Source organism: Streptococcus mitis (assembly GCF_965111735.1).
Classification (GTDB): Bacteria; Bacillota; Bacilli; order Lactobacillales; family Streptococcaceae; genus Streptococcus; species Streptococcus mitis_DR.
On record NZ_OZ217346.1, the window covers coordinates 587,408 to 609,805 of the forward strand.

Below are 22,398 nucleotides of genomic sequence, written 5' to 3' on the forward strand. Positions count from 1 at the left end.
GAACGGAAGGAAATCATGCCTACAAATAGGAATAATGATATGATGGTTTATTGCTCATTTTGTGGCAAAAGCCAAGAAGAAGTACAAAAAATAATCGCAGGCAACAACGCCTTTATCTGTAATGAATGTGTGGAGTTGGCTCAGGAAATCATTCGAGAGGAGTTGGCGGAAGAAGTCTTGGCAGACTTGTCTGAAGTTCCAAAACCAATCGAACTCCTCCATATCTTGAACCACTATGTAATCGGTCAAGATCGTGCCAAGCGTGCCTTGGCAGTGGCGGTTTACAACCACTACAAACGCATCAATTTCCACGATACGCGTGAAGAGTCGGAAGATGTAGATTTGCAGAAGTCAAATATCTTGATGATTGGCCCAACTGGTTCAGGGAAAACTTTCCTTGCCCAGACCTTGGCTAAGAGCTTGAATGTGCCTTTTGCGATTGCGGATGCAACAGCTCTTACTGAGGCTGGTTATGTTGGTGAGGATGTGGAAAATATCCTCCTCAAACTCCTGCAGGCTGCTGACTTTAACATTGAACGTGCAGAGCGTGGCATTATCTACGTGGATGAAATTGATAAGATTGCCAAGAAGAGCGAGAACGTGTCTATCACACGTGATGTTTCTGGTGAAGGGGTGCAACAAGCCCTTCTCAAGATTATCGAGGGAACTGTTGCTAGCGTGCCGCCTCAAGGTGGACGAAAACATCCGCAACAAGAGATGATTCAAGTAGATACCAAAAACATCCTCTTCATCGTGGGTGGTGCCTTTGATGGTATTGAAGAAATCGTCAAACAACGTCTGGGTGAAAAAGTCATCGGATTTGGTCAAAACAATAAAGCGATTGATGAAAACAGCTCTTACATGCAAGAAATCATCGCTGAAGATATTCAAAAATTTGGTATTATCCCTGAGTTGATTGGACGTTTGCCTGTCTTTGCAGCTCTTGAGCAATTAACGGTTGATGACTTGGTGCGCATTTTGAAAGAGCCAAGAAATGCTTTGGTGAAACAGTACCAAACCTTGCTTTCTTACGATGATGTCGAGTTGGAATTTGACGACGAAGCTCTTCAAGAGATTGCCAATAAAGCCATCGAACGCAAAACTGGTGCGCGTGGTCTTCGCTCCATCATCGAAGAAACCATGCTAGACGTCATGTTTGAAGTACCGAGTCAGGAAAATGTGAAATTGGTTCGCATCACAAAAGAAGCTGTCGATGGAACGGATAAACCAATCTTGGAAACAGCCTAGAGGTGACTATGGAAATCAATACACACAATGCTGAAATCTTGCTCAGTGCGGCGAATAAATCCCACTACCCACAGGATGAACTGCCAGAGATTGCCCTAGCAGGGCGTTCAAATGTTGGCAAGTCTAGCTTTATCAACACCATGCTGAACCGCAAGAATCTAGCCCGAACATCAGGTAAACCTGGTAAAACCCAGCTTCTCAACTTCTTTAATATCGATGATAAGATGCGATTTGTGGATGTGCCTGGTTATGGCTATGCCCGTGTTTCTAAAAAGGAACGTGAAAAGTGGGGGCGCATGATTGAGGAGTACCTAACGACTCGGGAAAATCTCCGTGCAGTGGTCAGTCTGGTGGATCTCCGTCATGACCCGTCAGCAGATGATGTGCAGATGTACGAATTTCTCAAGTATTATGAGATTCCAGTCATTATTGTGGCGACCAAGGCGGACAAGATTCCTCGTGGTAAATGGAATAAGCATGAATCAGCAATCAAAAAGAAATTAAACTTTGACCCAAGTGACGACTTCATCCTCTTTTCATCTGTCAGTAAGGCAGGGATGGATGAGGCTTGGGATGCAATCTTAGAAAAATTGTGAGGAAAAGAAAATGGCAAAAACAATTCATACAGACAAAGCTCCAAAGGCTATCGGACCCTATGTTCAAGGAAAAATCGTTGGCAACCTTTTGTTTGCTAGTGGTCAAGTTCCTCTCTCTCCTGAAACTGGGGAAATCGTTGGAGAAACAATCCAAGAGCAAACAGAACAAGTCTTGAAAAACATCGGTGCTATTTTGGCAGAGGCAGGAACAGACTTTGACCATGTTGTCAAAACAACTTGTTTCTTGAGCGATATGAACGACTTTGTTCCTTTTAACGAGGTTTACCAAACGGCCTTTAAAGAGGAATTTCCAGCTCGTTCAGCAGTAGAGGTAGCTCGTCTTCCTCGTGATGTAAAAGTCGAAATCGAAGTCATCGCAGAGATTGGATAAGCTAGTTGAAGTTTGGTGTTGCCAAACTTCTTTTGATATAAGGAGAAAAAGATGACAAAGAAACAACTTCACTTGGTGATTGTAACAGGAATGAGTGGGGCAGGGAAAACAGTTGCCATTCAGTCCTTCGAAGATTTGGGTTATTTTACTATTGATAATATGCCACCAGCTCTTTTGCCTAAGTTTTTGCAGTTGGTGGAAACAAAGGAAGACGACCATAAGTTGGCCTTGGTAGTAGATATGCGTAGCCGTTCTTTCTTCTCAGAGATTCAAGCTGTTTTGGATGAGTTGGAAAATCAAGATGATTTGGATTTCAAAATTCTCTTTTTGGATGCAGCCGATAAGGAATTGGTCGCTCGTTACAAGGAAACCAGACGGAGTCACCCATTAGCAGCAGATGGACGGATTTTAGATGGAATTAAGCTGGAACGTGAACTCTTAGCACCACTGAAAAACATGAGCCAAAATGTGGTGGATACGACAGAACTTACTCCTCGTGAACTGCGTAAAACCATTGCAGAGCAGTTTTCGGATCAAGAACAAACCCAGTCTTTCCGTATCGAGGTCATGTCTTTCGGCTTTAAATATGGAATCCCGATTGATGCAGATTTAGTCTTTGATGTGCGCTTTTTGCCAAATCCCTATTACCTTCCAGAACTGAGAAACCAAACGGGTGTGGATGAACCTGTTTATGACTATGTCATGAATCATCCTGAGTCAGAAGACTTTTATCAACATTTGTTGGCCTTGATTGAGCCGATTTTGCCAAGTTACCAAAAGGAAGGGAAGTCTGTTTTGACTATTGCCATGGGTTGTACGGGTGGGCAACACCGTAGTGTGGCCTTTGCTAAACGCTTGGCGCAGGACTTATCCAAGAATTGGCCTGTCAATGAAGGGCATCGCGACAAAGACCGAAGAAAGGAAACGGTAAACCGTTCATGAGAAAACCAAAGATAACGGTGATTGGTGGAGGTACTGGGATCCCTGTCATTCTAAAAAGTCTGCGGGAAAAAGATGTGGAAATCGCTGCTATCGTAACGGTGGCAGATGATGGTGGTTCATCAGGTGAACTCCGAAAAAATATGCAACAATTGACACCGCCAGGTGATCTTCGTAATGTCCTTGTGGCCATGTCGGATATGCCTAAGTTTTATGAGAAAGTCTTTCAGTATCGCTTTTCTGAAGATGCGGGAGCCTTTGCTGGCCATCCATTGGGCAATCTCATTATTGCAGGGCTGTCAGAAATGCAGGGTTCAACCTATAATGCCATGCAGTTGTTGAGCAAATTTTTCCATACAACAGGGAAGATTTATCCTTCCAGTGACCATCCCTTGACCCTTCATGCAGTCTTTCAGGGTGGTACAGAAGTGGCTGGAGAGAGTCATATTGCAGACCATCCAGGCATGATTGACCATGTCTATGTGACCAATACCCTCAATGATGATACGCCTCTGGCTAGCCGTCGAGTAGTGCAGACCATTCTTGAAAGTGACATGATTGTCCTCGGACCTGGTTCTCTCTTTACCTCGATTTTGCCCAATATCGTGATTAAGGAAATCGGGCAGGCGCTTTTGGAAACCAAGGCAGAAATCGCCTATGTCTGCAATATCATGACCCAACGTGGGGAGACGGAACACTTTACAGATAGTGACCATGTGGAAGTCTTGCATCGTCACCTTGGCCGACCTTTTATCGACACTGTCTTGGTGAATATCGAAAAAGTGCCTCAGGAATACATGAATTCCAACCGTTTTGATGAATACTTGGTGCAGGTGGAACATGATTTTGCTGGTCTTTGTAAGCAAGTTCCGCGTGTGATTTCATCCAACTTCCTTCGTCTGGAAAATGGGGGTGCCTTCCACGATGGAGATTTGATCGTGGATGAGTTGATGCGCATTATAAAGGTGAGAAAATGAGTTTCACAGTAGCAGTAAAAGAAGAAATTCTAGGTCAGCACCATCTGAGCCGGCATGAATTATCTGCCATTATCAAGATGTCTGGTAGCATCGGTCTTTCGACTTCGGGCTTGACCTTGTCTGTCGTGACAGAAAATGCCAAACTGGCTCGGCACCTCTATGAGTCCTTTCTCCATTTCTACGAAATCAAATCGGAAATCCGACACCACCAACGGAGCAATCTTCGTAAGAATCGGGTCTATACCGTTTTTACAGATGAAAAGGTGCAGGACTTATTGAGTGATTTGCACTTGGCAGACTCGTTCTTTGGTCTGGAAACAGGTATTGATGGGGCGATTTTATCAGACGAGGAAGCAGGCCGTGCCTATCTCTGTGGCGCTTTCTTGGCAAATGGCAGCATTCGTGACCCTGAGTCAGGCAAGTACCAGTTGGAAATCAGTTCTGTTTATCTGGACCACGCGCAAGGGATTGCCTCTCTTCTCCAGCAGTTTTTACTGGATGCCAAGGTGCTTGAACGCAAGAAGGGGGCTGTGACCTATCTCCAGCGAGCCGAAGATATTATGGACTTCTTGATTGTCATCGGAGCCATGAAGGCGCGTGATGATTTTGAGCGAGTTAAGATTTTACGAGAAACCCGTAACGACCTTAATCGTGCTAATAATGCTGAAACGGCGAATATTGCTCGGACAGTTTCTGCCAGCATGAAGACTATCAACAATATCAGTAAAATCAAAGATATCATGGGCCTAGAAAATCTACCAGTAGATTTGCAGGAGGTAGCGCAGTTGCGAATTCAGCACCCAGACTACTCTATCCAGCAGTTAGCAGATAGCCTCAGCAACCCTTTAACCAAAAGTGGTGTTAACCACAGACTCAGAAAAATCAACAAGATAGCCGATGAACTATAAAACCACGAATCGTAGGACTCGTGGTTATTTTTTTAACTTAATAAAATAAATATGTGAAAAACATTTTAATGAAAGTCGACTGTATAATATATGGTATACTATAGATGAGCTACACAGTCAGGTTAAAGGAGACACCATGAAAAAAACTAAAAAAAGTATGATTATTTTATTCAGTATTTTAGCAGTAATTGGAATCACAGTAGGAGGTTGTAGCATGCACCAATACCAAAAGAAACAGGAAATGATTGCCATCGCGACCAGCGATGAGGCGAAGAAGGTTTATGAACATTTTATGAAATCGAAGGATCCTAATGCATTTACTAATGCAGGTGTTATCCAGGATTATGTTGTTGATGAAAGTAGCTTAGATTATAATCCAATGGGGGGATTGATGGTTTCGGTGGTTATCAACAAAGATAATGAATTAAATATAAATTATAATTTGATTGAAAACAAAGATGGTTCATACCATTCAGCATATTATTCTACTTCACCAAAATTATCCAAACTTTTGAAAGGAAATAATGAATGACACAAAATTATGTTAAAGAAAATAACCTTCAAACTGCAATGGCAGAGTATCAGGATAATATGGGCGAGGAAAGAACTTTATATGACCAATATGAAAGCGAACTTGGCACTGTCACCCAAGTATACAACAATACCACAGGAGCGGACGAGCAGGTTTATGCGGTTGTAAAAAATCCTGATGAAAAAGCTGAGGATGTGAGGAAAGTTATGCTATACTATGAGTAAGTTAGTTCCTAATTCATTGATAGGATAGCATAAAGGAGGAAACATGAAAACATCTAAAAAAAGCATGATTATTTTATTCAGTATTTTAGCTGTAATTGGAATCGCAGTAGGAGGTTGTAGCATGCACCAATACCAAAAGAAACAAGAAATGATTGCCATCGCGACAAGTGATGAGGCGAGAAAGGTTTATGAAGAATATTTAAAGAAAGAAGATCCCAAAGCACTGACCGAAGAGGGTATCATTAAGAGTTATGAAATTGATAAAGAAAAACTTTCCTATAATCCAATGGGAGGTTTAATGGTACGTTTATTTTTGAACGGGAAAAAAGATCTTAGGATGAATTTTAACTTAATAGATAATGGAGATGGTACCTATAGTACTGCATACTATGGATATACTGGTGACCTAAACAGGATTTTGGAAGAAGGAAAAAATGATTAAGGACTATGTAAACGATAAAAATCTTCAAATAGCAATGACAGAGTATGACTCTGAAATGGATTTAGATCATGTTGTGAAAACTCAAAGAGGAGATCAACTTGGCACTGTCACCCAAGTCTACAACAATACTACAGGAGCTGGCGAGCAGGTTTATGCAGTTGTAAAAAATCCTGATGAAAAAGCTGATAAGGTACAGGAAAGTTATGCTATACTATGAGTAAGTTAGTCCCTAATTCATTGATAGGATAGCATAAAGGAGGCACCATGAAAAAACCTAAAAAAAGCATGATTATTTTATTTAGTATTTTAGCAGTAATTGGAATCACAATAGGAGGTTGTAGCATGCACCAATATCAAAAGAAACAAGAAATGATTGCCATCGCGACCAGCGATGAGGCAAAGAAGGTTTATGAAAATCATATGAAGGCAAATGATCCTAAAGCATTAACAGAAGATGGAATCATTAAATCATATGATATTGATACAGAAACTTTAGAGTATAATCCAATGGGAGGACTAATGGTAAGGATATATTTTAATAATGATAAGGAATTAGATTTTCACTTTGGCTTAATAAAAGATAATTCAGGAAATTATGAATCTTATGAATCTTATGGATATACTGTATCACCTAAATTATCATCTATGTTAAAGGAATCTAAAAAATGAGAAAATATGTCGATGATTCAAATCTTCAGATTGCAATGACTGAATATAACGATAACTCAATTAATCGTGAGGTTAAGGACCAATATGATAGAAGCGTTGGCACTGTCACCCAAGTATACAACAATACTACAGGAGCGGGTGAGCAGGTTTATGCGGTTGTAAAAAATCCCAAAGAAAATGCTGAGGATGTAGAGGAAGTAACGGTCCTCTTTCGTGGTTCTACGGGCCCAGATCATATTTTTAAAGAAACAGCAGATGTCTGGAATGACTGGGCAGAAAATGATTTCGTGATTGGAACGCATATCCTGAAACAAAATGTTCCCAGCGATCAAGATCAATCTACTGAGCAATTAAAGGCTTCTGCCAGAGCTTTAAAAGACATCATGGAAAAATATCCCAATGCCAAGATTAATATCTATGGGCATTCGCTTGGATCTATGGATGCTCAGTATGCCATGGCTGCCCTTGAAGCGGCCCAAATCGAACGAATCCAACAGGCTTATATCTTTAACGGGCCTGATATCTATCGAATCCTTAGCCCCGAACAGAGAAAAATTGTTGATCAGATTAAAGGGCGTATCTATAACTATGCTGACGCTAAAGATAATATTAGCATGGTTGGTAGAGATATTGCCAAGGGCAGTATCGGGTCTGTAGGTATGGTTTATTATGTAGATAGTGAATCAGAAGACCCTATCAATCAACATATGACCTATGGTTATCGCTTGGATAAGGATTGGAAAATAAAAATTTTCTCCAACACCAGTACAGTCGCATATAACGACTTTCTGATTAAAATGGAAGGGTATAAAACACTTAAAAATATATTGTCTTCCGATGGATATACAGCAGGGGAACAACTCTTTCTGGACTCTGAGCAAGCTAAGATTGCAGCTTCGGGTATTTGCCGTATCGTCACAGAGGAGATGGATATTATAAAAAATATCTATAATAGAGGAATTCAAGACGTAAGTGAAGTATTTGCATCTTGCAGTAATGTCCCTTGGGGCTTTATCCTTAGTTCATATGAAACAGAGGTCGCCTATTCCGAAGGAGGCTTGAACTATGAAACAACTATTGGTATCATTCAGAATCGGTTTCATCCTGTTGTAGATAAGGCAAAACAGTTAGAAAAAGATTTTACAGACTTGGAAAAGCAAATCCAAAACGGAATTCAGAAGAAATTAGATGAAGACAGGGAATTAGCTAGTAAATTTAGCCAGTGGGAGAGTGTGTTATGATTCAGGATGACATCTGGAAAAAGCGCCAGCGTTTAGAAGAATGTGAGGATAACTATCGACGTTCTTGTAAAAAAATCGAAAATCAGTATGAGGAAGCCAACTATAAATTTCAACAATTGCGGCATATGATTGATGAGAAGCATCGAATCATTTCCCATTCCTTAGACCAGTTAGGTGGAGATACAACCGAATGGCGTTATCAGTCCAATCAACTCGCATCCAACTTTAGTCAGCAAATCGAGATGGCATATCGAAATAGACAAGGGCAACTCGAACAAGAAGAGATGAAGCTAGAGCAAGAATACAAACGACAATACCGTCTTTTAGAAGATGGGCTTGACAGAGCCCAGGAACAGCAACGGCGCTTAGAAGAACGAGGTAAAAAGTAATGGCGAATGTATTTGATTATATCAATGATTTTTTCGCGGGAGGAGAGGAGGCACTAAGAAATATTGAAAAAGAGTTGGAACGATCATTTATAAAAAACATCTTGGCTCCAGCAAAAAAAGCTCGTATTTCCACTATAGAAAAAGATACAGAAAAATATATGAAAATTTCTCTATTAAGTGCTCAAGAAAGTTTGAAAGAAGTTTCGAAAAATATTGATAGTTCGATGAAGGGAGAATTTTCTACAAAAGTAGTTGAAACTATAGAAACGAAAAGTAAAGAATATCCAAATGCTTTAAATGGTACAAAGTAAAACTCCAGTTATAGCCGATGAACTATAAAACCACGAATCGCATTTGACTCGTGGTTCTTTTTTATAAACTAGTAGAGTGTTTTGGTTGTACTTTTTGCTCTGGGTCAATGTAGTTGATGGCATTGTTGACAGCAGTCGGTGCTTCTCCAAGCCCTGTCGCAATCAGATCAATTTTTCCATCATAGTAGCAGCAGTCACCGATAGCATAGATACCTGCTTGGCTAGATTCTTGCTTGCTGTTGACGATAATCTTGTGACGGTTGAGGTCCAGACCCCAGTTTTTAAGGTTACCGACAGAAGATTTGAAACCATAGTTAACAAAGAGGTGGTCTAGGTCAATCGTTTCTACTTCATCAGATTTGACTTTTGTGATTTCAAGTTTATCGAGCGTTTTTCCATCTCCAAGGAGTTGGCTAGGGACGAATGGTGTCTTGATGGTCACAGAAGATTCCTGCAAGGCTTGAACACTGTGCTCCAAGGCGCGGAAATTATCTCTGCGGTGAACAAGGGTGGTTGGTGAAATTTTTTCAAAAGCCAAAGCCCAATCTACAGCCGAGTCTCCTCCACCCAGAATCGTCACTTTCTTACCAGCGTATTGCTGGATGTTGGAAACGTGGTAGTGGATATTTTCATAGCCTTCAACGCCTTCTAGTTCCAGCGGACGTGGTTTGAAGGCACCGCCACCCATAGCGATGATAACTGTTTTAGACAGGTGACTTCCTTTAGAAGTTGTAATGGCAAAGCCTTCTTCTTGTTTTTCAATCTCAAGAACCGTTTCGTTGAGATGAATAGGGGTATCAAAGCCATTTAGTTGTTCAATCAAGCGGTTGGTCAATTCTTCTCCAGTCAGATTTGGGAAACCTGGGACGTCTAGGATTTCCTTTTCAGGATAGAGAATAGCAGGTTGTCCACCTAGTTGGGGAAGAGAGTCGATGATTTGAACCTTAGCTTGGCGTAGGTGGGCATAAAAGGCTGCAAAGAGCCCGACAGGACCGCCACCTACAATGGTAATATCATAGAGTTGAGACATGGTTTCTCCTTTGTTTTTTCTAGTAAGTTTATTTTATCATATTTTTTCTTTAATTTAAAATGAAGTAGGATAGGGAAAAAAATGCCAGAAAAATGGTATAATAGAAAGGAACGTGTTTGGACAGAGAGGAGACAGCAGATGAACTTTCAACAATTATCCAACCTGCAATATTGGACTAGCTTGTTTTCTAGTCCTTGGAGTATTGCCATCAATCTGTTTGATATTTTGATTGTGGCCTATATTTTATATCGTTTTACAAAAGCGATAGCTGGCACCAAGATTATGATTTTGGTGCGTGGGGTCGTGATCTTTGTATTAGCCCAGGTTGTGGCCAATATCCTTGGTTTAACAACGATTTCTTGGTTGATTAATCAGATTATCACCTATGGGGTTATTGCTGCGGTTGTTATCTTCTCTCCAGAGATTCGAACTGGTTTGGAACGTTTGGGAAGAGCAACAGATTTCTTTTCTACTACTCAAATTAGTGCAGAAGAGCAAATGATTCGTGCCTTTGTCAAGTCGGTTGAATATATGAGTCCTCGTAAAATTGGTGCTCTGGTTGCCATCCAACGAGTTCGGACCTTACAAGAATACATTGCGACAGGGATTCCTTTGGATGCCAATATTTCAGCTGAACTCCTTATTAATATCTTTATCCCCAACACTCCCCTACACGATGGTGCTGTGATTATCAGAGAAAATCGAATAGCAGTAACCTCTGCCTATCTTCCCTTGACAGAAAGCACAGGGATTTCCAAGGAATTTGGGACCAGACACCGGGCGGCTATCGGTTTGTCAGAAGTATCCGATGCCTTGACCTTCATCGTCTCAGAGGAAACAGGAGGCATTTCTATTACCTATAACGGTGTTTTCAAGCACGACTTGACGATTGAAGAATTTGAAGCAGAGCTACGAGCAATTCTTTTGCCAGCTGTTGAGGAAAAAGTCAGTTTCAAGGACCGTTTGCTAGGAGGTTGGAAATATGAGAAAAAATAGTCTATATATCATTTCATCTCTCTTTTTTGCTTGTGTCTTATTTATCTATGCGACGTCAACCAACTTTCAAAATAGCAATACCGCAAGGCAGGTCAAATCAGAAACCTACACCAATACGATAACGAACGTTCCTATCGATATTCACTATGATAATGACCAGTATTTCATTAGTGGATTTGCATCAGAAGTTTCAGTGATATTAACCGGAGCTAATCGTGTGACCTTGGCCAGCGAAATGCAGGAGAGCACTCGTAAGTTTAAGGTCACAGCGGATTTGACGGATGCCAGTGTTGGAACGATTGAAGTTCCCTTGAACATTGAAAATCTTCCAAGCGGATTGACCGCTGTGGCAACGCCTCAAAAGATTACAGTGAAAGTTGGGAAGAAGGTTAAGCGAGATGGGATGATTGTTGTGCCACAAGTTGACCAAAGCCAGATTGATTCCAAGCTACAAATTGATAGTGTAACCGTGTCAAACGAACGAGTTTCTGTCACAACTGACCAAGAAACACTAGCTAAAATTGATCGTATTATTGCGCTTTTACCAACTAGCGAACGGATTACAGGAAATTACAGTGGTTCAGTACCTTTGCAGGCAATCGACCGTAATGGTGTTGTCTTACCGGCAGTTATTACTCCGTTCGACACAACAATGAAGGTGACTACAAAACCAGTAGCACCAAGTTCAAGTACATCAAATTCAACTACAAGCAGTTCGTCGGAGACATCTTCGTCAACGAAAGCAACTAGTTCAAAAACGAATTAAAAATAGGAAAAGGATTTTATAAAAATGGGTAAATATTTTGGGACTGATGGAGTCCGTGGAGAAGCTAACGTAGAATTAACGCCAGAATTGGCCTTTAAACTAGGACGCTTTGGAGGCTATGTTCTCAGTCAACATGAAACGGAAGCACCGAAAGTTTTTGTAGGACGTGATACACGTATTTCTGGGGAAATGCTAGAATCTGCCTTAGTGGCAGGTCTCCTCTCTGTAGGGATTCACGTCTACAAACTTGGTGTCCTTGCAACACCAGCAGTAGCTTACTTGGTAAAAACTGAGGGAGCTAGTGCGGGTGTCATGATTTCTGCTAGTCACAACCCAGCCCTTGATAATGGAATTAAGTTCTTTGGCGGTGATGGCTTCAAACTAGATGATGAAAAAGAAGCAGAAATTGAAGCCTTGCTAGATGCTGCGGAAGATACTCTTCCTCGTCCAAGCGCAGAAGGCTTGGGAACCTTGGTAGATTATCCAGAAGGCTTGCGTAAGTATGAAGGCTACCTTGTTTCAACTGGAACTCCTCTTGATGGAATGAAGGTTGCCTTGGATACAGCCAATGGTGCAGCTTCTACAAGTGCCCGTCAAATCTTTGCAGATCTTGGCTCTCAATTAACTGTTATAGGAGAAACGCCAGACGGTCTTAACATCAACCTTAATGTTGGTTCAACCCACCCAGAAGCCCTTCAAGAAGTGGTTAAAGAAAGCGGCTCAGCTATTGGTTTGGCCTTTGACGGAGACAGTGACCGCTTGATTGCTGTTGATGAGAATGGTGATATCGTTGATGGTGACAAAATTATGTACATCATCGGGAAATACCTTTCTGAAAAAGGACAATTGGCTCAAAATACAATTGTGACAACCGTTATGTCTAACCTTGGTTTCCACAAGGCCTTGGACCGTGAAGGCATTAACAAGGCAGTCACTGCAGTTGGCGACCGCTACGTTGTTGAAGAAATGAGAAAATCAGGCTACAACCTCGGTGGTGAACAGTCTGGTCACGTTATCTTGATGGACTACAATACAACAGGTGATGGTCAATTATCAGCTGTCCAATTGACAAAAATCATGAAGGAAACTGGTAAGAGTTTGTCAGAGTTGGCAGCAGAAGTAACCATCTATCCACAAAAATTAGTCAATATCCGAGTGGAAAATGCCATGAAGGAAAAGGCTATGGAAGTGCCAGCTATTAAGGCTATCATCGAGAAGATGGAAGAAGAAATGGCAGGGAATGGCCGTATCCTTGTTCGTCCAAGTGGAACAGAGCCCCTCTTGCGTGTTATGGCAGAAGCGCCTACAACAGAAGAAGTAGACTACTATGTTGATACCATCGCAGACGTAGTTCGAGCTGAAATCGGGATTGACTAAATCTTGTAAGTGGTAAGAGTTTTTAGATTGAATCAAATTTTCCTGTGAGGGAGAACAGAAATGTTCTCTCTCTTTTTTATTTGCTGAGAAATGGGGGATTTGATATGGAACGAGTAGGACGTCAGGAATTACTAGAACAATTATTAAATTATGAACCATTAGGATTTATTGATCCATTCTCAGATCTTGGGGAGTTTGATTCTCTCCAGAAGAAATTTAAACAGCCTGTTAAAGAGCTAGTGAATCGATATTCAGGGCAATCTTACAGTTTGGACTGGCAACATAAAATTATGGAAATGCGTAAGTTGTTTATTGCTTATCAGATAGCGTTAAATGAAGAAGATAAGCAGATTAACTTTCAGCGAAGAACAAGAAGCGAAGAGTCTAAAGAACATGCTAATGCTATTGTCACAACCTATTTGAAGCTGGGATTTAGTTTTAAAGAGATTGAGAAGCGTGTTTCTTTATCTTACAAACAACTTCGTAGAGGCTGGAGAAGAAGTGATCACATCATGACAAATAGTCCTGAATTTTATAGCAAGGGGAACTTATCTGAAGGTTACTGTTTACCAAGTAAAAAGCTACCTGATAGTATGAGAATCAATGAGGAAGGGATATGAGAATCCTAAAAACCATGAAAAAGATTGATTTATTAAAATGCTTATCCATCATCACAAAAGACGGATTAAGAACTCAAAAATTTAAGAATAGCCATTTACAGCTCATCTCTTCAGCTGAAGAAGGAAGACGAGGCTCTGTATTTGCTTATCGTTCAAAAGCGAATATGGTGAAGGCACGTGGTGTTGTTTTAACCTCTGTTGAATCATTGCTGGAGAACCAGGATCAGTTTACACACTGGACTCCTAACGTATATTGCTACGGAAGCTATAGTGATGCTGGTCGACGGATTACATGCGGGCACTCTGAAGATAATCTTAGACAGATTAACACATTTTACATTGACTTCGATATTACCTCTGCAGCTGAAGAAATGACGACAGGAGATATTTTAACCGCTTCTCTGGAGCTAGGTTTTATGCCAACGTTGATTCTAAAATCTGATAAGGGATTTCAAGCCTATTTTGTCCTCTCAGAATCAGCTTATGTTACAGCTCATTCCCAATTTCGAGTGGTAAAGGTGGCTAAAGCTATCTCTCAAAATTTGAGAAATTACTTTGCTCAAACTTTACCAGTAGATATGACTTGTAACCATTTTGGGATTGCTCGTATTCCTCGAACCGATAATGTCGAATTCTTTGAACCTGACTATACCTATTCATTCCAGGAGTGGTTAGATTGGTCAATGAAGCAATCAGAACTTCCTTTCCCAAGTAAAAAGCCCAATTTGACGGTTATTTCGGGCTCTGAAGGGGTGAAACAGATTGATGAGCCTTGGTATCAATTGTTGATGAGAGAGGGGAATATCAAAGGTGGAAAAGCCTTGATGGGAAGAAACAACGTTCTTTTCACGCTGGCTTTAGCCAACTTCTCTTCAGGAATCGATCAGGAAGAATGTGAGGAAGTTCTTTCTAGTTTTAATGCAAATCTAGACGAACCACTCTCTTCAGTTGAATATCATAAGATTATCACAAGCGCCTACTCAGGAAAATATGAAGCTGCTAGTCGTGACTATGTAATGACTTTATGTAAAGCATGGGTCAATCAGGAACTCAAGGCTTCAGATCTCTTTGTGAAGCAACGTTGGTACAAGTTTAAGAAGAAACGTGCTGACAGAAAGAATAGTCATTATTCCGAGTGGGAAGACGATATTATGTTTTACATCACAGAGAGAACGAATCAAGATCAAACTATTTTAAAAGTGACACAAAAAGACTTACAGATTGCTCTTGGAATTGCCAGTTCTAGCTTAAAAATCGTTCTACGTAGACTGGTAGAGAAGCATAAAATTTTTTTACAAGTTAAAAAAGGGCGAGGAGGGGGATTAATATTAGCCTCTATTCGAATGATAATCTTAACGGCTATGCAAAAGAAACAAGATGCTAAAAAGGCCTATTTAGATACCCTTACGCATCTTTTGAAGATACCTAGAAAGATTATCAACCAAACTATTTATCATGTACAGGAGGGCTTAAAACATGTCGTACAAGGAGAATTATTTGAGGAGGATGTGGGATAAAAGTAGGAAAAAATTTAATAGCCAGACTGCCATTACATTATATCTATGATACTGGAGGGAAAAGAATGAATAAAAAAGAGTGTCGTCGATGGACACAAGAAGAAATAGACTATGTAAGAATGTTTGCAGAAGATCCTGACGGCGACAATTGTATTACCGTAGCGATGTATCTAGGAAGAACTGCATCTGCAGTTAGAGGGAAAGTTCATCAATTGAGAAAAGAGGGAACTCAAACTAAACTATTGGATAAATGGTCCGACTGGGAAATTAATGCTTTAAAAAGAATGAGTGGGAAAATGACTGTGAAAGAACAAGCTAGGTTACTTGGTCGTTCTTATCATTCTGTGTGTCATAAAAGGAGTGATTTAGGGCTACCTAATGTGCCTACTCAGTATGGGAAAGAGATTAGAAAGTTGGCGCATCAAGGTTTATTTAGGAAAGAAATTGCAAGGAAATTGAGATTGAACTACTCTTCGCTTTGTCATTATATTACACGTGAGGGAATTCCTTGTGTGGTGGATGAAGAGGGGCGTTTACAAGGTATAACAGACAAGATAAAGTATCATAATCAATTGATGTCTTGGGCATTTTATAAGGAGGGTAAAAATGGATAAATGGCTAATCTTCAGTTTTTATAATGGTGATTTTATTCGTCACGATGATGTGATAGTAGTATTTGAAACAAAAGGTCTAGCTCGTCAATTTTTAGATCATTATCAGAAGCCCAAACAAAAAGAGACGGCGACTAACTATAAATACTACGATGCACCATTTCGATTTGTGAAGGAGGGGGATTATGGAGTGTTGTAAAATTATTCGAGGTTATTATTTGACTGGATTAGGACAGGAAGAATTGGCTTATTATTTCAAGGTGACGGAGGAACAATTTGAGGATTTAAATTTAAAAGTTGGCGATATTATGATAACTTTTTATCAGAATCAGGAAGTAATAACGAGTATTCCTGCTTTAGTAAGAGTAGCGTCATTGATAACTGATAAAACAATTGTAACTCAATATCTGAATTCTGAAAAAATAGATGGTTTTCCAATGTTGCCAATTGTTGAGAAGTATAAAAATTTTGATCCGATAGTTTTTAAACATATTATGGAAATGTATCAAAATATGAAAGAAGAAATCACACAGTTGAAATTAAAATAAAAAAATAAAGGATAGAAAAATGGAATTAATTTTTAGAATTTTTGAAGCAATATTATATAGTTTTGTAATGACACTCCTAGCATGGCTTTTAATTTATCCAATCTGTTACATACAACTTCAATCATCTTCAAAGAAAAATAAAGTCAGGTTGTTTCCAGCTTCAGTTGCGGGTGTAATTTTATTCTTGTCTGTTGCTCCTAAACGAGTCACAATCCTATCCGTAGAAGAGAGAAAACAACTTAAAAAGAATATAAAAAAGTAATAAAATTAGGCAGTTTAGAACAATATATTTTACAGAAATTAGGAGAAAAGTTGATGTTTATAAGTGTGTTTTAGTGTGTGTATGATGTGGGAGGGGGCAATTTGTAAGTATGTAAAAGTAGGCGAAGCCGAGAAAATTGGGGACACTAGAAACGTTGATACTATCAACTTATCACAGGATGTGGTAACAGTTTCCCTTATGCTCTTTTATTAGGTATAGGAGAGGAAAAAGGTAGGCAATTTGCCTAGTCAAAATATGGTCAAATTTCCCCCTGCTTCACTCTATAAAAATTAATTTGGAAAATGGTGTGTTTATGGATAATTGGAAAACGATGTTAGAAGTTGCGAAAGAGTTGGGGATTACAAAAAGTTTAGTTAGATATCACCGTCAAAAATTGGAGGATATTGATATCAAAAAACAAGGTGGTGTAACATACATTTCCCCTCAGGGTGTTATGAAAATAAAGAGCTTTTTACGGTCAACGGATTACGATGAAAGCTTTGAAACAATAGTTAAAAATCAACTCAGTTTGATTCAAGAATTATTAATGAGTCGGACAGAGTTGTATAGAGAAAATACTAGAGATACTATTGAACAATTTCGAGAATTTTTAATTCGTTCACCAGATAGTTTAAAAGTTTTACATGAATTGGAGGAACGGTCAAAAGGAACGCCAGAGAATGAGTTTTATTTCGTACTTGCAGATTATATTGAATTGAAAAGTAAGAGGCATTATGATTTTTTGGTGGAGTAGAAAGGATGGATAATAAATGACTAACGGAAAACGAAGTGAGTTAAAAATTCGTGGATTAACTCAACTGGAAATTGATTATTTAAAATCACTTGCTAAAAAGAAAAAAGCAAAATCTTTTAATGAGTTTTTACTTCAAATTTTGCGTGAAAAAATTGAATTTGGGAGATTCAATAGAGCTCAAGAATTATATGTAGCTCATTTGGAAAATATGAAATTAGCTTCAGACCATATTCAAAACCAAGTTCAAAAACAAACAGAACAATTAGATAGTTTCAACGAAAAGATCGATTGTTATGGCGATCATATTTCACGTTGGCTAGAGTATGAAGGGGAGGTAGAATGTGATGACTAAAGATTTACTTATTCGCAATATACCAGAAGATATGTTTATTCAGCTACATATGATGAAAAAGGAACAAAATTTTCCTTCTTTCAATGCGTTTATGTTAGCTCAGCTGGAAAAAATTTGTCAATTAGATGGCTTGAATTTATATGACAATGCCTTTTCTAAGAGTTTGACTGAAATTAAGGAACAGCAGAACAAAATTTTAGAGTTATTAATAAAAAATGAGATAACTATTTTGGGAGTTAGTGGGAAACAAGAAATAGTCGAAGAGCTGACAGTTAGCTGGTTAAATCGTGTTATGAAGGAGTGATTTTAGGCTAAAAGTTTGGTATAATAAAGCAAGTAAAACAGGAATAAAGGAGATCATCTATGATGAAACAGAAATTGATGCTTATTTTAGGAGTTCTTGGCCTCTGTATTGCTATCTTAACAGCTTGTTCAGGTGGTAAAACTTCAAAAAATGTAGACGGCACACCTAGCACCCTAAAAAGTCGTTATTTGGGGTATTATCGATCTGATACAGATAATGCAACATTTTTTGATGAAACAACTAATGAGTTTGATTTTGATGTGAATAAGAGTACGATTTCAGACGGAACTGAAATTGAATCTCATATCAAAACATATCAAGTATTGTCTGAGGACGAGCTAGCTTCTAACTTTAAAGGTCAAGCTGAAAAAAATAAGGGAGAGATAAAAAATACAGATACTGCTGTTTTCTATATTGGTTTGATAAGTGATGATAGAAATGGCAATAAAGATGGTAAAATTTCAGCAGATGAGCAACGTTCGGTATATCAAATTATTTTGAGTAATAACGGCAATAGTATTAAAATTCTTTCGTTGGGTGATGGTTGGGATCAGTTTGCTTTTACCGGAACAGCTAAAGACTAGTATTTTAAAGGAGCTTACTCGCTCCTTTTTTTGTTTGTCCCTTTAATACAAGATATTTCATTATCTATTATGCTATAAATAAAAACCGTAGGGAGAATATAATGAAATATGATAATTTTTCAGATTTAATGTCAAGATTCGATCACTTACATGATAAGATTCCAATAACAGATGAACGTTCGGCTCCTTTAGTTGAATTTTATAAGTATTGGAGTAATTACCTAGAACCAACACCAGCTTATTTAGCGTTTTTATCCAGTTTATGGGGTTCTTTGGCTAAAGGTCTGTATTTTATAACTGCTAGTCTAGAACATGTTTTTAACAATTTATTTAAGCTTTTTGGACTTTTCGGATATTTAGGTAATCAGAATACAATTATTGGTCAATTCTTTTACTGGTTTCAGGTAATTGGAACTTCTCTGTTTGCCTTAATACTCGTTGTGTCAGCTGTTACAGGAGTTTTTACAAAACCAGTTAAATATAAAAATGTAATCTTAAATTTTTTGATGGTGACCCTAGTATCTTCAGCTTTACCATTGGCTTTAACGACAATATCTACGGCCATTTCTGAAGATGTGCAGAGTGTTCAGAAAGTAGAGAGTACCTCAGGAGACAATTCAAAGTATTTCTCTTCTCTAGCTATTCAGCCTATGAAAAATAATGTTGTAGATTTGAAAGTTTTAATTGATAAGGATTTTTCAACAGAACTTTTCCCAATGGATGACTATGGCTTTATTAAACCTATTCAGGAAGGCTCGACTCCTCTTAATAATATTACAGACAGTCCAGATAAACGTGATACCTCTGATTTTGCTTCACGAATTGATTTTAGTGCCACATTTGGAGCGACTGATACAGTTCTATTAGATGCTCTTGAAGCAAAACAGAAAGGATTAAAAGGGCTCTTTCTTCATCAATTAAATGCAACTCAAAATGGAATTTTAACTGTTGATGAACATCGCTTTGTAAAGGGATTAAATGCTTTTGAAACAGTGTATATGCGTTATAAAGTCAATTGGATTGGGATGTTTGCTCAGTATTTTATTTTGATTATTCTTTTAACGAGTATGGCCATTAAACTCGTAAAATCTATTTTTGATATTCTTATTGAAGCACTTATTTCACCTCTAGTCGGTTATACTTCACTTTCTAACTCTAAAAAATATAAGGAATTATTAAGAACAATTGGCGGTGCTGGAGCAGGTATCTTCTTTGAGGTGATCATTATGCGTGTAACGCTTGAGATTTTCCGAGATTTACCAGTTCTCTCTGTCTCAGCTGTGGCGAAGCTTTCTGGAGGATTCTTTGAAGGCCTTAATAGTTGGGAACAAATGATAGCGGCCTGTGTAGTTTATGTTGGAGTATTCTTTGCATCAATGCAAGGAGTGGCCATGATTGAACGTTGGCTTGGAGTTTCAACCGGTCATAGTGAAACAGCTCAACAACTGCTCGGTGCTATGATGATGGGCAATGCCTTTGCAGCTGGAGCAGGCGGTGTCTTTAATGGGGGTATGGCACTTGGTCAATTTGGTATGGATATGGCACAAAAAACTCCAGATGCCTTGTCTAAAGGAAGTCAGATCCTAGGGAATAGCCTTGCCAGAACTGGAGGTGGTATTCAAGGTGCTTGGAACTCTGTAAAAGATCAGGGCTTGATGAATGCGGCCAAAGGTGGTGTAAGCAATATGGTTGATTTGGCAGAATGGAAAACTTTTGAAGCCATGCAAAATACGAAAGGGGCAGTAGGCAACGTTTTAAATAACCTAGATGATAAGGCCGTCTCTGCTCAAAATGCGACCTATAACGCTCTGAAAAATGATGCGGTTCCTGGAATTGGTCAGCCTGGACCAATTGACATTCCTGAGCCTCCAATTGATCCAGGAACAACAGATGCACCTATTGTCGATCCAACTCCTTCAGCTGAAGAAATAGAGTCCCCAATTCAAGATCCGAATCCACCTGCAGATGCACCAGTTTCAGAATCACAACCACCAGCACAGCCTGATTCTTCTCAACAAAAATTTCAACAGAGCATGAATCAAATGAATTACATGAACCAACAAATGCAACAAGCAGGACAGCGTATGCAGGGGGGACGTCATATCACAGGTGCTGAGAGTGAAGAAGATGATAATTAATGTTGACGTTTTTTTAAAAAAATGGCAAACTACTAACATTGTATTTGTTTGTTAGATTTAATAGTTCGTATCTATATCTTTAACTCCTGATTTATGTCAGGAGTTTTTTGTAGAATTAAAATAAATTTGCCTAAAGTTCTACCTGACTTGTACAATAGCTCTATTGTACTAAAGGAGGTTGTGGCAGGTGCTAGATGAACGTTTATTCAAAGAGAATTTATTAGAGAGTAGCGGTAAAGATTTTTTAAATTGGATAAAATCTTATGATGATTCACAAGTGCCTATCATGAAGCAAAGAGGTTATACCTGTATTCATTCAATGGAGCGAACAGTAACTTTTACATTTGGGGAATTTACTTTTAGGAGAAGGCGTTGGAAAAAAGGAGATAAGTGGATAATTCCTGTTGATGATAAATTGGGTTTAGAGAGAAATACTAGGTATTCCAGAGAATTTATGTACCAAATAGCTAAATTATCTACTATGATGTCTTATGGAAAAGTGATACAAGTGATTGAAATGACTTATAATATTTTAATTACAAAACCTACAGTCGTTAAGGCAGTTAAACTATGTGCTGATTTGTTGAGGAAACAGGAAAGTTACCAGTCTTATCAAGAATCAAACGAAATAAAAGAGAAAGTAGATGTCATCTATGTAGAGGGAGATGGTGTAATGGTAAAATCAAGTGATAAAAATCTAAATAATCGCCGTATAGATCTTTCTCATTTTGTCGTACATACAGGAAGTAAAAAGATAGAGAGTAAGAGATTTGAACTGCAAAACAAAAAGGAATTTATTTCACCCAAAAATCGTTTAGTGAGAGAGCAGGTAATAGACTATTTAACTAATACTTTCGAGATTAGTAAAGAAACTATTTTTGTCACTAATTCAGATGGAGGGCATGGCTATACACCGTATGTCTTTAAAGAAATGGCAAAGATACTCAGAGTAAGTCGCCATGAGCATTTTTGGGACGAATATCATCTTAATCATAGTTTAAAGAGCTTTTTCAATTCTTATCCATCAGAGCTTTTAGAGAAAGCATTTCAAGCGATTCAAAGGCATGATAAAAGTTTATTACGTAGTGTTTTAGATACGACAGAGGCTTTAATAGAGACTCAGGAAGAGATAGAACAGTTCTATAAATTTAAACGGCGCCTTCTTCAAAATTTTCAATATACCAAGCCTGCAGAATTGAGAGGCCTTTCACATTCTGGAATAGGTATAATGGAAAGTCAGCATCGTAAAATTACTTACCGTATGAAGAGAGGTGGAAAATATTGGACAGAAAAAGGAGCAGAAGCAATGAGTAAAATGATACTCTTAGCTGATAAAGACGAACTTCGGGAATTATTATTGGGGTCTTGGATTGTTGACTATGATCAAATTCAAGAGCAAAGAGGGCTATCTGGTGGGGAGGTTAGACGCTTAGAGTCTAAAAAAACAAGTCAATATATGCCAACTGGGAAAATTACCTGGAAGAAATTTAAACCCTGATATTTAGAAATAGTTGCACCAGGGGATAAAACGTGCTATAATGATATCAAATTTAAGCAAATAAAAAAGCCGTAAGGACTGCAATCCTTACGGCACCGAGTAAGTAAAAACCGAAAGAAGAAATTTTATTTCCCCAACTTACTCAGTCTACATACTCTATGTTAAAGCATAATG

30 protein-coding genes are annotated in these 22,398 nt (G+C 38.7%); 29 read left to right on the forward strand and 1 reads right to left on the reverse strand.

The window, feature by feature from the left end; translation table 11 throughout:
* Positions 1 to 15 precede the first annotated feature (15 nt).
* The 14 genes from clpX to ACLV7W_RS02955 all read left to right on the forward strand — a co-directional run bounded on the left by clpX (position 16) and on the right by ACLV7W_RS02955 (position 8,867).
* Positions 16 to 1,248 carry an ATP-dependent Clp protease ATP-binding subunit ClpX gene (clpX, locus tag ACLV7W_RS02890; RefSeq protein ID WP_012972566.1) on the forward strand — a complete coding sequence of 411 codons (1,233 nt, stop codon included), beginning with the start codon at positions 16 to 18 and terminating at the stop codon, positions 1,246 to 1,248.
* Between the two features lie 8 nt (positions 1,249 to 1,256).
* Complete coding sequence (gene yihA, locus ACLV7W_RS02895; protein ID WP_000405202.1) at positions 1,257 to 1,844, forward strand: ribosome biogenesis GTP-binding protein YihA/YsxC; 588 nt, start codon at positions 1,257 to 1,259, stop codon at positions 1,842 to 1,844.
* 10 nt (positions 1,845 to 1,854) lie between these two features.
* Positions 1,855 to 2,235 carry a RidA family protein gene (locus ACLV7W_RS02900; RefSeq protein ID WP_001140420.1) on the forward strand — a complete coding sequence of 127 codons (381 nt, stop codon included), beginning with the start codon at positions 1,855 to 1,857 and terminating at the stop codon, positions 2,233 to 2,235.
* Positions 2,236 to 2,286: 51 nt separating this feature from the next.
* Positions 2,287 to 3,177: an RNase adapter RapZ gene (gene rapZ / locus ACLV7W_RS02905; protein ID WP_000163058.1), complete on the forward strand. Its 891-nt coding sequence runs from the start codon at positions 2,287 to 2,289 to the stop codon at positions 3,175 to 3,177.
* Positions 3,174 to 4,151, forward strand: a complete 978-nt coding sequence (locus ACLV7W_RS02910) for a YvcK family protein (RefSeq protein WP_411865405.1) — start codon at positions 3,174 to 3,176, stop codon at positions 4,149 to 4,151. Before rapZ ends, ACLV7W_RS02910 begins: the two co-directional genes overlap by 4 nt.
* On the forward strand, positions 4,148 to 5,059 hold the full coding sequence (gene whiA / locus ACLV7W_RS02915) for a DNA-binding protein WhiA (RefSeq protein ID WP_050389334.1): 912 nt from the start codon (positions 4,148 to 4,150) through the stop codon (positions 5,057 to 5,059). Before ACLV7W_RS02910 ends, whiA begins: the two co-directional genes overlap by 4 nt.
* Before the next feature lie 136 nt (positions 5,060 to 5,195).
* Positions 5,196 to 5,591 carry a DUF1310 family protein gene (locus ACLV7W_RS02920; protein WP_411865406.1) on the forward strand — a complete coding sequence of 132 codons (396 nt, stop codon included), beginning with the start codon at positions 5,196 to 5,198 and terminating at the stop codon, positions 5,589 to 5,591.
* Entirely contained in the window at positions 5,588 to 5,815 is a 228-nt protein-coding gene (locus ACLV7W_RS02925) for a hypothetical protein (protein ID WP_411865407.1), read from the forward strand. The genes ACLV7W_RS02920 and ACLV7W_RS02925 overlap by 4 nt, the downstream gene beginning before the upstream one ends.
* Positions 5,816 to 5,858: 43 nt before the next feature.
* Positions 5,859 to 6,257, forward strand: a complete 399-nt coding sequence (locus ACLV7W_RS02930) for a DUF1310 domain-containing protein (protein WP_261266708.1) — start codon at positions 5,859 to 5,861, stop codon at positions 6,255 to 6,257.
* Entirely contained in the window at positions 6,250 to 6,474 is a 225-nt protein-coding gene (locus ACLV7W_RS02935) for a hypothetical protein (RefSeq protein ID WP_411865408.1), read from the forward strand. Before ACLV7W_RS02930 ends, ACLV7W_RS02935 begins: the two co-directional genes overlap by 8 nt.
* 47 nt (positions 6,475 to 6,521) lie before the next feature.
* Positions 6,522 to 6,926: a DUF1310 family protein gene (locus ACLV7W_RS02940; protein ID WP_411865409.1), complete on the forward strand. Its 405-nt coding sequence runs from the start codon at positions 6,522 to 6,524 to the stop codon at positions 6,924 to 6,926.
* Entirely contained in the window at positions 6,923 to 8,167 is a 1,245-nt protein-coding gene (locus tag ACLV7W_RS02945) for an Mbeg1-like protein (protein ID WP_411865410.1), read from the forward strand. The genes ACLV7W_RS02940 and ACLV7W_RS02945 overlap by 4 nt, the downstream gene beginning before the upstream one ends.
* Positions 8,164 to 8,556, forward strand: a complete 393-nt coding sequence (locus ACLV7W_RS02950) for a hypothetical protein (RefSeq protein ID WP_411865411.1) — start codon at positions 8,164 to 8,166, stop codon at positions 8,554 to 8,556. Before ACLV7W_RS02945 ends, ACLV7W_RS02950 begins: the two co-directional genes overlap by 4 nt.
* Positions 8,556 to 8,867 carry a hypothetical protein gene (locus tag ACLV7W_RS02955; RefSeq protein WP_061864395.1) on the forward strand — a complete coding sequence of 104 codons (312 nt, stop codon included), beginning with the start codon at positions 8,556 to 8,558 and terminating at the stop codon, positions 8,865 to 8,867. The genes ACLV7W_RS02950 and ACLV7W_RS02955 overlap by 1 nt, the downstream gene beginning before the upstream one ends.
* Positions 8,868 to 8,928: 61 nt before the next feature.
* Here ACLV7W_RS02955 and ACLV7W_RS02960 read toward each other — a convergent pair whose 3' ends face one another.
* Positions 8,929 to 9,897 (reverse strand): NAD(P)/FAD-dependent oxidoreductase, encoded by a 969-nt coding sequence (locus ACLV7W_RS02960; RefSeq protein ID WP_411865412.1) that lies wholly within the window; start codon positions 9,895 to 9,897, stop codon positions 8,929 to 8,931.
* Positions 9,898 to 10,035: 138 nt separating this feature from the next.
* On the opposite strand from ACLV7W_RS02960, the gene cdaA reads away from it, so the two are divergent.
* The 15 genes from cdaA to ACLV7W_RS03035 all read left to right on the forward strand — a co-directional run bounded on the left by cdaA (position 10,036) and on the right by ACLV7W_RS03035 (position 22,224).
* A complete protein-coding gene (cdaA, locus tag ACLV7W_RS02965) occupies positions 10,036 to 10,893 on the forward strand; it encodes a diadenylate cyclase CdaA (protein WP_411865413.1) in 858 nt (285 codons plus the stop codon).
* Positions 10,880 to 11,659, forward strand: coding sequence for a YbbR-like domain-containing protein (locus ACLV7W_RS02970; RefSeq protein ID WP_001230940.1), 780 nt, complete (start codon positions 10,880 to 10,882; stop codon positions 11,657 to 11,659). Before cdaA ends, ACLV7W_RS02970 begins: the two co-directional genes overlap by 14 nt.
* A 24-nt stretch (positions 11,660 to 11,683) precedes the next feature.
* A complete protein-coding gene (gene glmM, locus ACLV7W_RS02975; protein WP_000521444.1) occupies positions 11,684 to 13,036 on the forward strand; it encodes a phosphoglucosamine mutase in 1,353 nt (450 codons plus the stop codon).
* A 104-nt stretch (positions 13,037 to 13,140) separates the two neighbouring features.
* Entirely contained in the window at positions 13,141 to 13,656 is a 516-nt protein-coding gene (locus tag ACLV7W_RS02980) for a modification methylase Sau96I (protein WP_411865243.1), read from the forward strand.
* Between the two features lie 14 nt (positions 13,657 to 13,670).
* The gene (locus ACLV7W_RS02985; RefSeq protein WP_411865928.1) at positions 13,671 to 15,173 is read left to right on the forward strand and encodes a primase C-terminal domain-containing protein; all 1,503 of its coding nucleotides are present in this window, start codon (positions 13,671 to 13,673) and stop codon (positions 15,171 to 15,173) included.
* A gap of 65 nt (positions 15,174 to 15,238) precedes the next feature.
* Positions 15,239 to 15,787, forward strand: a complete 549-nt coding sequence (locus tag ACLV7W_RS02990; protein ID WP_411865244.1) for a hypothetical protein — start codon at positions 15,239 to 15,241, stop codon at positions 15,785 to 15,787.
* On the forward strand, positions 15,780 to 15,983 hold the full coding sequence (locus tag ACLV7W_RS02995; protein ID WP_038804259.1) for a hypothetical protein: 204 nt from the start codon (positions 15,780 to 15,782) through the stop codon (positions 15,981 to 15,983). Before ACLV7W_RS02990 ends, ACLV7W_RS02995 begins: the two co-directional genes overlap by 8 nt.
* On the forward strand, positions 15,970 to 16,332 hold the full coding sequence (locus tag ACLV7W_RS03000; protein WP_038804258.1) for a hypothetical protein: 363 nt from the start codon (positions 15,970 to 15,972) through the stop codon (positions 16,330 to 16,332). Before ACLV7W_RS02995 ends, ACLV7W_RS03000 begins: the two co-directional genes overlap by 14 nt.
* Before the next feature lie 19 nt (positions 16,333 to 16,351).
* Positions 16,352 to 16,594, forward strand: coding sequence for a hypothetical protein (locus tag ACLV7W_RS03005; protein WP_411865245.1), 243 nt, complete (start codon positions 16,352 to 16,354; stop codon positions 16,592 to 16,594).
* Between the two features lie 313 nt (positions 16,595 to 16,907).
* On the forward strand, positions 16,908 to 17,348 hold the full coding sequence (locus ACLV7W_RS03010; protein WP_007520128.1) for a hypothetical protein: 441 nt from the start codon (positions 16,908 to 16,910) through the stop codon (positions 17,346 to 17,348).
* A gap of 16 nt (positions 17,349 to 17,364) precedes the next feature.
* Positions 17,365 to 17,700 carry a hypothetical protein gene (locus ACLV7W_RS03015; RefSeq protein ID WP_261064580.1) on the forward strand — a complete coding sequence of 112 codons (336 nt, stop codon included), beginning with the start codon at positions 17,365 to 17,367 and terminating at the stop codon, positions 17,698 to 17,700.
* A complete protein-coding gene (locus ACLV7W_RS03020) occupies positions 17,693 to 18,004 on the forward strand; it encodes a hypothetical protein (protein ID WP_038804255.1) in 312 nt (103 codons plus the stop codon). Before ACLV7W_RS03015 ends, ACLV7W_RS03020 begins: the two co-directional genes overlap by 8 nt.
* Before the next feature lie 59 nt (positions 18,005 to 18,063).
* Positions 18,064 to 18,588 carry a hypothetical protein gene (locus ACLV7W_RS03025; RefSeq protein WP_411865246.1) on the forward strand — a complete coding sequence of 175 codons (525 nt, stop codon included), beginning with the start codon at positions 18,064 to 18,066 and terminating at the stop codon, positions 18,586 to 18,588.
* Positions 18,589 to 18,689: 101 nt separating this feature from the next.
* Positions 18,690 to 20,726 (forward strand): pLS20_p028 family conjugation system transmembrane protein, encoded by a 2,037-nt coding sequence (locus tag ACLV7W_RS03030; protein ID WP_411865414.1) that lies wholly within the window; start codon positions 18,690 to 18,692, stop codon positions 20,724 to 20,726.
* A gap of 187 nt (positions 20,727 to 20,913) precedes the next feature.
* Positions 20,914 to 22,224 carry an ISLre2 family transposase gene (locus ACLV7W_RS03035; RefSeq protein WP_411865247.1) on the forward strand — a complete coding sequence of 437 codons (1,311 nt, stop codon included), beginning with the start codon at positions 20,914 to 20,916 and terminating at the stop codon, positions 22,222 to 22,224.
* Positions 22,225 to 22,398 lie beyond the last annotated feature (174 nt).